The following is a 13075-nucleotide window of genomic DNA, read 5'->3' on the forward strand; positions in this document are numbered from 1 at the left end:
CTTAGGTTCTACCTGGGAATTAGGAAGTGGCTTTGCCACTTCTTTTTATTTATCTACTAACACAGTAAAAAATAAATTAAAAGTTAAAAGTAATTTGTTGAACTTTTAACTTTTATTAGCTTTTATATCATGTTTGTTTAATTGACCTTGAAGAAGAATTCAGCTATTCTAAATCGGCTAAACCTTAGCCATACGCTAACAGGAGCAGTTTCTTCTCAACTCCTGTCATAATCAAGACACTCTCTACGAGACGCTAGCGCGAACGCGCACTCGCTCTAAGCGTACTCCTGCAAAGAAGCAAGGTATGCGTAGCGTCTCTAATAGTTGCCATGTCGTAGGTTTTACGCTGCGCTATCCGCTACTTGTACAAAATTCATTCTGTTAGCGGATAGCTAAGGTTTAGCCCATTCTGACTTCTGACTCCTGAATTCTGTTTCGATAAAATAATTAGCCTGTTAAGTTATGGCTTGATAGCCTCGAGGATATCTCAGAGAATTCCGGTCGTAGAGACATGATATTAGTCATTATTCATTGTATCTTGCCATCTCTCCCGCTTGGGCTTGCTCTCAATATCACGCGATCGCGCATCTTGCCAAGTCCTCCACATTAGGGATTGCTGTTTTTCAACATGGTTAATAAACTGCATGATTGACTGATCCGCTTTAATTGGGGTTTTCAAATCAAACTGAATTGTTTGGACAACCTTAATATCACCCATGAGAAAAAGCTTCCCAGCAATCTTGGTTAGCCACAAAACAACTCGATTGCATAACCCACCAAAAACCCCTTTACGTTTCTTAGTCATCAATAGAATTTGACCTTCAGCTTTTCCGCCTTCGTGGAGGCGAACTGCAAACATGGCATGGATGTGAAAAAAATCGGGGCCAAATGTCAAAATGTTAATGCTACCATACCAATAGCAAATACTGTAAGTTAGGGCATTTTTGTAGAAAAGACGGATGAACTTAATAAAAGATGAATTATCTTTGATGGGTGTAATATTACTGAAGATAATTGCATTCTCATTGAGTTCCTGTTTTTCAAAAATAACTTCTATTGGTAGTTTATGAACTGTATTGAGGTGTTGAGCATCGATAGCGTTAATCATCACCACATTGGGGTGACAATTCACTAAAAAATGAGAATGGATGGTGACATCACATTCTTTTTGTTCTAACTCTGGAACAAAAGGTAAAGGTTGTTGTGGTATTTCTCCAGTCCAAACCCAAATCATGCCGTACTTCTCAGCAGTAGGCCAAGTTTGTAACTTTAGAGAAGGCGGTGTATCTAAACATGGAATATCAATACACATTCCCTCAGCATCAAACTTCCAGTGGTGGAAAAAACAACGGAGTGCATTACCTTCAACTTTGCCTTCAGCAAGGTGAGCGCCCATGTGAGGACAGTAGGCATCAAATGTAGCGACTCTTTGATCTTTACCACGGTAAATTACTAGTTCTCTGCCCAAAATCTTGACAGGTTTTACTTCACCAACCCGCAGATTTCGAGATGGTATTACCCAATACCATCCTTCAATAAAACGCTCTGGATTATTAAAAATTTTAGGTTTACGAGTTGAGCCAGAAGTCTGCGAGTTGAAATTCATTTTTATAGTTTCACTTGAGGTGAAGCAGTTAATCTAGAAGTAACATAGAATTTTTTAAAAAACAGTTACTTTCAGTACTATGGTCAACAGCTACCCAATAAATAGATAAAAATCAACAAGCATAAATTTAATTGAATTCTATTAAAAATATTAAAAATATCCGAACTAGATATAAGCTTGCGTAAGCTAGTATCTATTTTTAATAGAAATAAAAACTTAGTAAAATTTTTAATTGAATAAAACTTTAAAATAACGATATTAATATTTTGCCGAACTCTCAAACAGCTTAATTGCCACTAAAATATGTGATAATAATTACAAGAGTTGGAAAAATCTGCCGTGTTAACTCAAGATAAAAAACTGCTTTTAATTGGTCAGGTAACAGATATAAGTGGAATCCCCATTAGGACAATTCGCTATTATGAAAGTTTAGGTTTACTCAAGTCATCAAGACGAACCGAGGGAGGCTTCCGCCAGTTTTCATTGGATGTGCTGACTCGTCTAGCGTTTATTAAAAGGGCGCAAAATCTTGGTCTTAGCTTAGAAGAAATAGGAAATATTCTTCAGGTTTATGACCAAGGACAAGCTCCCTGTGGTGAAATTAAAGAAAAGCTTGAAGACAAGCTCTTGCAAATCGATCGCCAAATCGATCAGTTGTTAACTTTACGCTCTGAAATTAACGGATTACTTTCAGGTTGGAAGAATATCAACAACCACCATGAAAATACAATTTGTCCGATTATTCAAAATAGCTCTGAGTGCTAACGTGTTAAAAAAACTTGAGTTCGACTGGTCATTTAGTAATCACCTAATTGGCGTAAAAAGAGATTGGCATCAGGATTCAGGACTTTTATAGATGAGAAACCACCATAACTCTAGTCCAATCAAAGCTAAACCAGCGATCGCAACACCGACTTTCAAGCCCAAAGGTTGCTCTATGTGGTTAAATTGGCTGTGTTGCTCTGACGAGTGGACTGACATTTCTGCTAATGTTACACCTGATGTTGCAGTGAGAAGCACTAAAGCTGTAAGGCTTCCCCAAAGCAGTTTTTTACTGAACATTTCTAAATTAACCTGCGATTATGAGATAGTTTTTGGTTGAAAGTTACGCAATCTGAGAGCATTACTAACAACAGATAGCGACGAAAGAGCCATCGCACCCCCAGCGATAATTGGATTGAGTAACCAACCAAAAATGGGGAATAAAATTCCAGCCGCAATGGGAATACCAATGACGTTGTAAATAAAGGCAAAGAAGAGATTCTGCTTAATATTGTTCATGGTGGCACGGCTGAGTTGAATAGCTGTCACAATCCCTTGCAAATCTCCAGAAATTAGGGTGATATCGCTAGCTGCGATCGCAACATCTGTTCCCGTACCAATAGCAATTCCTACATCAGCCTGTGCTAAGGCTGGCGCATCATTTATACCATCGCCTACCATTGCCACAAGGGATTGGCGATTGGGTACTGGAGATTGGGTATTGGGAAGAATTTTCCCTAGTCCCCAGTCCCCAGTCTCCAGCCCCCCTTTCTGAAGAGATTGGATAATCGCCGCCTTTTGATCTGGACGCACTTCGGCAAAGATTCGCTGGATGCCAACTTGCTGTGCGATCGCATCAGCCGTTTTCCGATTGTCACCAGTGAGCATGACTACTTCTAAACCTAACTTCTGCAAGGCTTTTACCACTGTTGTAGATGAAGGTTTTAGGGCATCGGCAATACCCATAATTCCTTGTAGTTCTCCATCTACAGCCATCAAAATAACTGTTTTACCAGCCGCTTCCCACACATCTTTATACTGCTGGAGGGCAGTAACGTTAATTCCCAATTCTGTTAACCAACGTTGTGTACCAATTTGCACAAGCTGATTTGAAACAACTGCTTGCACACCACTACCTGCATTAGCTATGAAGTTCTGTGCATCTGTTAAACTCACTTCTTGAGACTGAGCATATTTCACCACTGCTTCAGCTAAAGGATGTTCAGAATTACGTTCCACCGTTGCTGCTAACTGTAAAAGCTTGATTTCATTACCATTAGCTGTACCGTGAACAGTCACAAAGTCTGTAACCGTAGGTTTCCCTTGAGTTAAAGTGCCGGTTTTATCTAAGACGATAGTTTGAATTTTATGTGCTAATTCTAAGCTGTCAGCACCTTTAATTAAGATCCCATTTTCTGCACCTTTGCCCGTCCCCACCATTACAGATGTAGGGGTAGCTAAACCCAAAGCACAAGGACAAGCGATAATTAGTACACCCACCGTTGTTATTGTTGCTAGGGTGAGATTACCAGTAAAGTTAAACCAAATGATAAAAGTGGCGATCGCAACAGCAATCACAGCTGGTACAAACCATCCTGTCACTTGATCTGCCAAGCGCTGAATTGGGGCTTTAGAACCTTGTGCTTGTTGCACTAATTTAACAATTTGAGCCAAAAACGTATCATTTCCGACTCGTGTCACCCGAAACTGAAATGCACCCGCACCGTTAATTGTCGCCCCAATTACCTCATCTCCTGGCTGCTTTTTAACTGGCAAACTTTCACCAGTCACCATTGCTTCATCTACCGTCGAAGCGCCTGCAATGACTTCACCATCTACCGGAATTTTCTCACCAGGACGCACTAAAATTACATCGTTGATTCTAACTTCGGCGATGGGAACATCAATTTCCACACCATCACGGATAACTCTGGCATCTCTAGCTTGCAATCCGATGAGTTTGCGGATGGCTTCAGAAGTTTCTCCCCTAGCGCGATTTTCTAACAATCGCCCCAACAAAATTAAGGTAATAACGATCGCGGCGACTTCATAATAAATATGAGGTATCAAGCCCTGAGCAATAAAAAATTTTGGGAAAACAGTAACAAACAAAGAATATAGATAGGCTGCACTTGTACCCAAAGCAATCAGCGTGTCCATCGTTGCCGTATGGCGCTTGAGAGATTTCCAGCCATTGCGGTAAAAAGATCCACCACACCAAAATATGACGGGTGTTGTCAGCACTAACTGTAGCCAAGGATTTTGCAAGAAACTAGGAATTAAGGGGAAGTTTAACCCAGTCATCATAGGCAACGACCCCAAAAATAAGAAAATGCTGATTACACCTCCCACAACTACCTTGAGGAAAAGTTCGCGTTGTAATGCCTGCCTACTTGCTTTTTCAGCATCATCTTCTTCAGAGAGCAATTCTGACTGAAGTGAATAGGAAGAGTATCCCGCAGTTGCGATCGCAGCTTGGATTTTCTCTAAATTGGCAAAAGAGCGATCGTACCTAATAGTGGCTTGTTCTGCTCCAAAGTTAACGTTGCAGTCAACCACCCCAGGTACAGAGCGAATGGCCTTTTCGACGTTGTTGGCGCAACCAGCGCAACTCATGCCTCGAAGTTTGAGTGTGAGAGTATCCATATTGAGGATTGGGGATTGGGGATTGGGGACTGGAACTGGAGATTGAGGACTTGGAAATAGGGGAAAAGGTTAGAGGGCAAATGGATAGTTCTTTCTTTTGCTCAGTACCCAATACCCAGTACCCAGTCCCCAGTCTCAATCACTTAAGCAACTGGATAGCCAGCAGCAGCTAACGCTTCTTTGATTACTGTTTCTGATGCTTGAGTTTCTACACTTACAAGCTTGGTCGTTGGATCAGCCTGAACGCTAGCATTAGCATCGACTGCCTGAAGTGCTTTGGTGATGGTGCTGGCACAAACAGAACAAGACATGTTAGGAACTGTGAGTTGGAGAGTCATAGATTTACGGGATAATAATGAACAACCTAGCCAAACCAAGCTGGATGACTGAGGAACAACCATCAACAGTCAGAAATAACTGGAAAGAGAGTCGCCTTGAATTCATACTAGACTCTCTAGCTGGCTGGAGAGTCTAGAGAATTTTAAAAGTTTTTAGCTAAAGTTCAATTTTCTTTACAGATGTAGTATATAAATCGCCAAAAATACGAAATACTACAAGATGCTTGTTTTCTCATACAAGCTTGTGTTATCAAAGCTATATAATCAGTTGTTTTCCCCATAATTCTGGGAAAATGACCCTCTGCACCAGTTGAGACGCGGCTGCTGAACCTAAGTCTCCCACTCTCTTCATAACAAAGAGTCTTTTTTAAGGCTCTATTTGGAGTTTTCATGCAGCCAAAAAATTTAAAACGTCTCCTGCGTGCTTTAGAGCGCCAGGGTTTGGATGTAAGTTACAGCAATCGTACTTATTCTGTGCGTTTAGTTAATTCTCCTGATGCACCTGTAGCAGAAGTGCTACTACCAGAAGGCTTCCCCGTTGAAGCTAAGGCGCTGAAGCAGTTAGCAGATTTGGCAAGCGTCCGCCACCCATCTGGTGGATGCGTTTGTCGTGCTTGTGCAACGCCTGACTTTCACCCAGGTGATGCGGGTGTTGCCATTGGTTCAATTGTGGAAACCGTTGGTCAGGTTATCCCTGGTGCTGTCGGTTCTGACATCAATTGTGGAATGCGCCTGCATGTTGTTGATTTGACAATTGACGAATTCCTGGCAAAGCGCGACCAATTCGTAGAAAAAATGAAGGGCGATTACTTCTTTGGTACGCGAGATGTGACAATGACTGCTGAAGCAATGCGATCGCTATTTCAATATGGAGTTCCCGGTTGGCTGGACACCATGCTAGACAAGCCTACAGGCAGTGTAATCAAATCTGATTTGGAACAACTTGCCCAAGAGAGCGATGGCTCCGCCAACGCCAGAGGCGAACGCATCTTCTTAGGTGGTTCAATGGATGGTAACTGGAAACTTGCGCCTGAAGAATTGGTTCCCGATACCGGATTGGTACGCGATGGCGGATTAGCAACCATTGGCGGGGGCAATCATTTTGTAGAAGTGCAGCGAGTTGATAAAGTTGAAAATCGCACCCTTGCCCACGCTTGGGGAGTGCGCGAGGGACAACTAGCTTTTATGATTCACTCTGGTTCCCGAAACGTGGGTAAGTATATTGGGGGAATGTGGCGAGATAAAGCTAAAGCGATTTGGCAAAAAGGTCTAAAATACCCTGATACTCAGATTTTTCCTCTCTCTAACCATTCTCACCCCGAATTAGTCACCAGTTACTTACAAGCTGAAGCCACTGCTGCTAACTATGCTTTTATCAACCGTTTGCTATTAGCGGAACTGCTACGTCTGCGTTTACGGGAAGTATACAAAGATGTGGAAGCACCTCTAGTTTATGACTTACCGCATAACATCACCTTGCCAGAAGGTAAAGGATGGGTAACACGCAAGGGCGCTTGTCCCGCACATGCAGGACAACCAGTGATTATTCCTGGTTCAATGGGTGCTGATTCTTATTTAATGGTAGGTAGAGGCAATCCAGCATTTTGCAATTCGGCTTCACATGGGGCGGGAAGACTTCATTCTCGCTTTGACCTAAGCCGCAAAGGTGCATCCCAAAGTGAGTCAGAATTGGGATTAACCGGGATAGACTGCATTACCTTGCGTGAAGAACGCCGCATTGAAGAAGCACCCGCCGCCTATAAACCGATTCAGTCTGTAATTGATGTACAGGTTGAGGCAGAAATGATTGATGTTGTGGCGCGATTGAGTCCCGTATTGACGTTTAAGGCGTAGCCCTTAAATAGAAAGCCCCTGGTCAACGCCAGGGGTATCCATCTTTATTCCCTAATATTAGAATCGCACTTGTGAAGTTGTGCCAAATCCGTACTAATGCAATTACTGCATAAAGTTAATGACATTTTTGCAATCAGCTAGTTAGACAGAGAAAAAAGTTTAGTCTCTAGTCTTCCAGTAAGCTTCTCAACATCCAAGCTGTCTTTTCGTGTACTTGCATCCGTTGAGTTAATAAATCAGCGGTAGGTTCGTCGTTAACTTCCTCTACCACAGGGAAAATAGACCGTGCAGTTCTGACTACGGCTTCTTGTCCTTCCACTAATAAGCGGATCATTTCCACAGCTTTAGGAACTCCAGGAGTTTCTGGGATCGAACTCAGTTTGGCATATTCGCTGTAGGTTCCTGGTGCAGGATAGCCAAGCGCTCTAATTCTTTCGGCTATTAGATCAACTGCTAAGGCTAATTCTGTATACTGGGTTTCAAACATCAAATGTAGGGTTTGGAACATCGGCCCCGTGACATTCCAATGGAAATTATGGGTTTTCAGATACAGTGTATAAGTATCAGCCAACAGACGAGATAAACCCTCAGCAATTTTAGCCCTACTCGCCTCGTCAATGCCGATATTTACATTTTTTACTGTTACATTCGATGACATAATTTTCTCCTAATTAAGTTATATGTAATTGGGAATGGGAAATTGGGAATTGGGCATTGGGCATTGAGCATTGGGCATTGGGCATTCATTAGTTCTTTATTCTTTCTCCCCCTGCTTCCCCATGCCCCATTCCCCATTCCCCATGCCCATTATCTATGCCAAGTGCATCTTTAAAACGCTGCGGGGTGCTTTACGAACTCTGGCTAAAACGGTTTCTTTGCCTAAACGCTGGCAAGCCTCATACCGATGACACCCAGAAAAGCCATAATATTGTCCATCTACTTCTAGGACATCAATAGGTTCTTGCTGCCCAATCTCCGCAATCGATTCCATTAAGGCTTGCACTTTATTTGGATCGTTTGCACGGGGCAATGGCCGTTTTATCTGATTTAATGGAATTTCTTGAACTCTAACCATAAGAGTTTATCCAACTAGTTCTGTTTTGTGTCTCTAAATAAATCATAGTCGTTATGACTTTGTTTTGCAACGTGTATTTTGGGCAAAACTGGTAATGGTATCATTGGAGCGCTCATGCGACAAAAAGACCGTGCTGCAAAGCAATTGGAAAATCAGATCCAACGCCGCATTAGGGGGCAGATGACGCTTGATTACTCACTACCGCTCCGCTATCTATCCATGAAATTTTCGCTTTGGCGTTTTTCCCGCACTGTGCTGACAACATTTTGTCTCTTGGGACTGACTGCTGCATCAGGGCCTGAGAGCAATATCCAGGGCATGGAGTTGAAAATTGGGATTGTGCAGCGATTTGGCTCAGAACCCAAAGCCAGACTGCAACTAGAACCGACAAAAGGCGATCGCTTAAAGCTAAAATTTAAAACGGGCAACAAGCAGCAAATCCTGGTGACAAAGAATCCTGTAAAGCTGGAAACAGTTATGCAAGCTTTACGCCAGCCAGATGTTGAAGAAATAGTAGTATTAGGCACATATCGTACTTTTGAAACTGCGGAAGACAGTGCTAGTAAATGGCGTTCTCAGGGAATAGAAGTGGAAATTGCCCAGCCAGAACGCTGGCAAGTTTGGGCTAAACGAGATGTTTATAGCACTCCTTTACTACGCCGCTTGCTATTGCAGAACATCCAAGCTTCTACCAAAGAAAAAGTATATCTTGACACTAAAGTTTTAAAACAAGTGCCGCAAGTTAGTTGGGTGGTGGATGGTAAACGCTATAGCCCAGATAATTTGGAAATCAGCACTGATAAAAACTTGATTCGGGTGAATAAAACCGAAAAATCAGAAAATGCTCGTCTTTATGCTGGGCAATTGAATTTGCAGCCAAATGCTTACGGCACATACACTCTAGTTAACCAAGTACCCTTAGAAACTTATTTACGTGGGGTTGTGCCTTACGAAATAGGTACAGATGCACCAAAGGCGGCGCTAGAAGCCCAAGCAATTCTCGCCCGGACTTATGCTTTAAGAAATTTACGCAGGTTTGCCGCAGATAATTATCAGTTATGTGCTGATACTCACTGCCAAGTTTATTATGGGCTAAATGGAGCAGCTGCCAAAACAGACAAAGCGATCGCTTCCACCAGGGGTAAGGTAGTAACTTATAAAAACGAACTAGTAGATGCCCTGTATTCTTCTACCACAGGTGGCGTTACTGCTTCCTTCAGTGATGTCTGGAATGGCGACGATCGTCCCTATTTGCGCCCCGTATTAGATGCTGCGACTAATTTTTGGGACTTGTCTAAGCAAAGTTTGGCAGATGAAAAGAACTTCCAGAAATTTATTAATCTCCAACAAGGATTTAATGAGAGTAAGTGGGATGCGTTTCGTTGGAACAAGGAAACCCGTTTGGAGGATATTATCAAGGACTTGCAGAAATTTTTGCAGGTGAAAAACAGTCCCCATGCCAAATTTAAGACAATTCAGGCTATGGCAGTGGTGAAGCGAAGCGAGAGCGGACGCATCTTGGAACTCGCAGTTAAAACTGATAAAAGTACCTTTATTCTCCACAAAGACGAAGTTCGTAGTGCCTTTGCTGCTCCTACAAGTACGCTTTTTTACCTACAACCTCTCAATAAGGGCAAGGCAGAACTGTGGGGATACGCTTTTATTGGTGGTGGATTGGGACATGGAGTTGGCTTGAGTCAAACTGGCGCTCAAAATTTAGCAAAAATAGGTTGGTCAAGTCCTAAAATTCTCCAATTTTACTATCCTGGTACTCAGATTCAAATTATCAACAAAGAGTTAACAATTCAAAATTCAAAATGACGCTCTCTACGAGACGTTAAAAGCATAGCTTGCAACTCTTACAGAGTATGCGGACTCGCTCATAGCGTTGCCATGCCATAGGCTTTACGCTGCGCTAACAAAATTCAAAATTAAAGACATTTTCAGACAAACGCAAGAGCGTCTCCAAGAGTTGAGGAGTAACAAACTCAGCAACGTAAAGGGTTAAAATTCCCTGACTTTAACTTATCCCCTACATCTACCAAGATGTGGGGGATCATTTTGGAGGTATTAAGATAAATAGGGTGTGACCTATTGACTTAGTTGGCGTGAGGATATCTTGATTATGGTAACACAGTATAAAAATATGCTCAAATGTCTGTTTAAGTATTGATAAACGGGTCTTAAACATATATATATTGAGCATTTTGACAACTATCAACACTGTAACTATTCAATTTAGGTATTTATATGTTTCTAGTAACTGGAGCAACGGGAGGAATTGGTCGCAGAGTTGTGCGACTCCTACGGCAACGAGAACAGTCTGTGCGGGCATTTGTCCGCCTTACCTCGCGCTACAGCGAGTTAGAACACCGGGGTGCAGAAATCTTTATTGGTGATTTACTGCGGGAAAAAGATATTGAAAAAGCTAGTCGGGGTGTGAAGTATATTATCAGTGCCCACGGTTCTGATAGCGATGCTCTATCCTTAGATTACAGCGCCAATATTGAACTGATTGACCAAGCAAAAGCCAATGGCGTAGAGCATTTCGTCTTCATTTCCGTATTAGGAGCCGATCGTGGATATGAAGATGCTCCTGTGTTCAAAGCTAAACGAGCAGTAGAGCGATATTTGTCAGCTAGTGGTTTGAATTACACAATTTTACGCCCATCTGGATTAGCATCTAACTTGCTGCCACTGGTAGAACGATTTCGGGAAACGGGATTATATCTGCTGGTTGGCGATCGCAAAAACCGTAGCTCAATTGTCAGTACCGATGATTTAGCAAGGATAATAGTAGATTCTGTGACAATTACAGGCGCTCGTAACCAGATTTTACCAGTGGGAGGCCCGGAGATTTTATTACGAGAAGATATTCCCCGAATTTTTGGTCGGATTTTCGCCAAAGAGCCAGTAATAATTAACTCACCACTATTTTTTATTGACGGGTTACAAGGTGCATTGGGTTTATTTAATCCCCAAATCCAAAAAGCGTTGGGAACTTATCGCACATTGCTAGCAAATGAATTTTTCTGTACAAAAGATGAAATTGCCAATTTAGAAGCAATTTTTGACTTTAAATTGGAGACATTAGAAAACTTTTTGCGGCGCTATTTAGCAGTTTGAATTAAACGTCATTGGTCATTGGTCATTAGTCACTGGTAATTGGTCATTAGCCATTAGTGAATAACTAAGGACAAAGAACAAATGACAAATGACAAATAACAAATAACAAAGGATAAAAATATATGGTAAATGCTGCTCAAGCACGTCAGACAAAAGAGCGATTCGCCCAGCCAGAGGAACAACTCACTTATGAATTGGGGAAGGCGGTACAGGAATTACCACCCCTGTATACGAGATTATTAGCGGGAACAATGAGCTTTATTGTATTTGGGGCGATCGCTTGGGCGTATTTCTCGCAAATCGATGAAGTAGCAACAGCACCAGGGGAATTAATTGCTTCCAGCCAGGTAAGACCGGTGACATCTTTGGGTGGGGGGTCAATTGTCGCTGTTAAAGTACAAGAAGGCGATCGCGTTGCTAAAGGTCAAGTTCTAATTCAAAAAGATCCAGACTTGCAAAAAAGCGACGTTTCCCGCCTAGCCAAATCTACTAGATTGATTCAAGACGATTTGCAACGTTTGGATGCAGAACGTGTTGGCGGTAAAACTACTGGGACAAAACTACAAGATGAACTTTTAACCTCCCGTCTGCAAGACTATCAAGCGCGTCAAGCAGGGGCGGAAGCAGAAGCAAATCGTCAAATCGCACTTATTAATCAAGCCAAAGTTCGCTTGACTCGATTGCAAGACAACTTAGTTAATGCTAAAAGCAGCTTTGCGAATGCTCAAACCAACCTTGTCAACGCAGATAGTATCCGAATTAAAATTGAAAGTAATTTGGCTCTCGCCGAAGAAAGAGAAAAAAGCTTACGCACCTTAATTACTCCCGGTGCTGTACCTCGTGTTGATTACTTGGATGCTCAAGAAAAATTAACTCGTGCAAAGACAGAAATTACCAGAGCGCAAGATGAAGTGACTAACGCGCAAAATAAAATAACAGAAGCTCAAGATAAAGTCACATCATTAGAAAAAGATGTTGCTGCCCAAGCCCAAGAAATTCGCCAAGCAGAACAAGCTTATAATGCCGCCCGCAGTCAGGCCCAGCGCATAGCATCAGAACGCCAAAGTGAAATTTTGACGCAGTTTAACAAGCGTAAAGAAGAACTGACAACTGTTCAAGGTCAATTAGAACAGGCTAGGAAACAGCAAGCTTTAGAAACGATTGAGGCTCCTGTTGCTGGTACGATTTACAGAGTCAAAGCTACTAAGGGGCCAGTCCAATCTGGTGAAGAATTAGTATCAATTTTGCCAGAAGGGGAAGAAATGCTGCTAGAGGTGAAAGTTCTCAACCGCGATATTGGGTTTATTCGTCAAGGAATGAGGGCAAAAGTTAAAATGGCGACTTTCCCCTTCCAGGAATTTGGTATTGTAGAGGGCGAAGTTATGCAAGTCAGTCCCAATGCAATTGTTGATAAAGAATTGGGCTTGGTTTTCCCTACAAGAATTAAGCTAAATAAACATTCAGTTAATGTACGTGGTCAAGAGGTGGAATTTACTCCGGGTATGTCTGCTACAGGTGAAATTGTCACTCGTAAAAAGTCAATTTTGACATTCATTACTGAGCCTGTGACACGGCGCTTCAACGAAGCATTTTCGGTTAGGTAAGTTTGTAGCCTATCTTATTTTTGATAGCTATTTCACTTTAAACTTGATAGAAATAGATTAGGAG

11 protein-coding genes are annotated in these 13075 nt (G+C 42.1%); 5 read left to right on the plus strand and 6 right to left on the minus strand.

Features of this window, described 5'->3' with window-relative positions; genetic code table 11:
* Nucleotides 1-517 precede the first annotated feature (517 nt).
* Complete coding sequence (locus tag RMZ41_RS05665; RefSeq protein ID WP_322640621.1) at nucleotides 518-1606, minus strand: aromatic ring-hydroxylating dioxygenase subunit alpha; 1089 nt, start codon at nucleotides 1604-1606, stop codon at nucleotides 518-520.
* A 339-nt stretch (nucleotides 1607-1945) separates the two neighbouring features.
* On the opposite strand from RMZ41_RS05665, the gene RMZ41_RS05670 reads away from it, so the two are divergent.
* Entirely contained in the window at nucleotides 1946-2371 is a 426-nt protein-coding gene (locus tag RMZ41_RS05670) for a heavy metal-responsive transcriptional regulator (RefSeq protein ID WP_322640622.1), read from the plus strand.
* A 69-nt stretch (nucleotides 2372-2440) separates the two neighbouring features.
* Here the strand turns inward: RMZ41_RS05670 and RMZ41_RS05675 are convergent, their stop codons facing one another.
* From RMZ41_RS05675 to RMZ41_RS05685, 3 genes are all read right to left on the minus strand, one after another.
* Nucleotides 2441-2668, minus strand: a complete 228-nt coding sequence (locus RMZ41_RS05675) for a hypothetical protein (protein WP_322640623.1) — start codon at nucleotides 2666-2668, stop codon at nucleotides 2441-2443.
* An 18-nt stretch (nucleotides 2669-2686) separates the two neighbouring features.
* Nucleotides 2687-5014 carry a heavy metal translocating P-type ATPase gene (locus RMZ41_RS05680; protein ID WP_322640624.1) on the minus strand — a complete coding sequence of 776 codons (2328 nt, stop codon included), beginning with the start codon at nucleotides 5012-5014 and terminating at the stop codon, nucleotides 2687-2689.
* A 143-nt stretch (nucleotides 5015-5157) separates the two neighbouring features.
* The gene (locus tag RMZ41_RS05685; RefSeq protein ID WP_322640625.1) at nucleotides 5158-5352 is read right to left on the minus strand and encodes a heavy-metal-associated domain-containing protein; all 195 of its coding nucleotides are present in this window, start codon (nucleotides 5350-5352) and stop codon (nucleotides 5158-5160) included.
* 390 nt (nucleotides 5353-5742) lie between these two features.
* Between RMZ41_RS05685 and RMZ41_RS05690 the strand changes: the two genes are divergently transcribed.
* Nucleotides 5743-7206, plus strand: coding sequence for an RtcB family protein (locus RMZ41_RS05690; protein ID WP_322640626.1), 1464 nt, complete (start codon nucleotides 5743-5745; stop codon nucleotides 7204-7206).
* Nucleotides 7207-7372: 166 nt separating this feature from the next.
* Here RMZ41_RS05690 and RMZ41_RS05695 read toward each other — a convergent pair whose 3' ends face one another.
* Together RMZ41_RS05695 and RMZ41_RS05700 are read right to left on the minus strand one after the other, a co-directional pair.
* The gene (locus RMZ41_RS05695; RefSeq protein ID WP_322640627.1) at nucleotides 7373-7864 is read right to left on the minus strand and encodes a Dps family protein; all 492 of its coding nucleotides are present in this window, start codon (nucleotides 7862-7864) and stop codon (nucleotides 7373-7375) included.
* A gap of 153 nt (nucleotides 7865-8017) precedes the next feature.
* Nucleotides 8018-8281: a ParB N-terminal domain-containing protein gene (locus tag RMZ41_RS05700; protein WP_012410090.1), complete on the minus strand. Its 264-nt coding sequence runs from the start codon at nucleotides 8279-8281 to the stop codon at nucleotides 8018-8020.
* Between the two features lie 219 nt (nucleotides 8282-8500).
* On the opposite strand from RMZ41_RS05700, the gene RMZ41_RS05705 reads away from it, so the two are divergent.
* From RMZ41_RS05705 to RMZ41_RS05715, 3 genes are all read left to right on the plus strand, one after another.
* Complete coding sequence (locus tag RMZ41_RS05705) at nucleotides 8501-10102, plus strand: SpoIID/LytB domain-containing protein (RefSeq protein WP_409874782.1); 1602 nt, start codon at nucleotides 8501-8503, stop codon at nucleotides 10100-10102.
* Between the two features lie 429 nt (nucleotides 10103-10531).
* A complete protein-coding gene (locus RMZ41_RS05710) occupies nucleotides 10532-11407 on the plus strand; it encodes an SDR family oxidoreductase (protein WP_322640629.1) in 876 nt (291 codons plus the stop codon).
* A 122-nt stretch (nucleotides 11408-11529) separates the two neighbouring features.
* Complete coding sequence (locus RMZ41_RS05715; RefSeq protein ID WP_322640630.1) at nucleotides 11530-13011, plus strand: HlyD family efflux transporter periplasmic adaptor subunit; 1482 nt, start codon at nucleotides 11530-11532, stop codon at nucleotides 13009-13011.
* Nucleotides 13012-13075 lie beyond the last annotated feature (64 nt).

Origin of the sequence: Nostoc sp. DedVER02, assembly GCF_034530675.2 — a bacterium.
GTDB lineage: Bacteria > Cyanobacteriota > Cyanobacteriia > Cyanobacteriales > Nostocaceae > Nostoc.

Excerpts from the sequence above, each read along its gene's own strand:
- RMZ41_RS05695 (WP_322640627.1), bottom strand. The coding sequence starts at position 7,864 with ATGTCATCGAATGTAACAGTAAAAAATGTAAATATCGGCATTGACGAG.
- RMZ41_RS05675 (WP_322640623.1), bottom strand. The coding sequence starts at position 2,668 with ATGTTCAGTAAAAAACTGCTTTGGGGAAGCCTTACAGCTTTAGTGCTT.
- RMZ41_RS05685 (WP_322640625.1), bottom strand. The coding sequence starts at position 5,352 with ATGACTCTCCAACTCACAGTTCCTAACATGTCTTGTTCTGTTTGTGCC.
- RMZ41_RS05690 (WP_322640626.1), top strand. The coding sequence starts at position 5,743 with ATGCAGCCAAAAAATTTAAAACGTCTCCTGCGTGCTTTAGAGCGCCAG.
- RMZ41_RS05665 (WP_322640621.1), bottom strand. The coding sequence starts at position 1,606 with ATGAATTTCAACTCGCAGACTTCTGGCTCAACTCGTAAACCTAAAATT.
- RMZ41_RS05705 (WP_409874782.1), top strand. The coding sequence starts at position 8,501 with ATGAAATTTTCGCTTTGGCGTTTTTCCCGCACTGTGCTGACAACATTT.
- RMZ41_RS05680 (WP_322640624.1), bottom strand. The coding sequence starts at position 5,014 with ATGGATACTCTCACACTCAAACTTCGAGGCATGAGTTGCGCTGGTTGC.
- RMZ41_RS05715 (WP_322640630.1), top strand. The coding sequence starts at position 11,530 with ATGGTAAATGCTGCTCAAGCACGTCAGACAAAAGAGCGATTCGCCCAG.
- RMZ41_RS05710 (WP_322640629.1), top strand. The coding sequence starts at position 10,532 with ATGTTTCTAGTAACTGGAGCAACGGGAGGAATTGGTCGCAGAGTTGTG.
- RMZ41_RS05700 (WP_012410090.1), bottom strand. The coding sequence starts at position 8,281 with ATGGTTAGAGTTCAAGAAATTCCATTAAATCAGATAAAACGGCCATTG.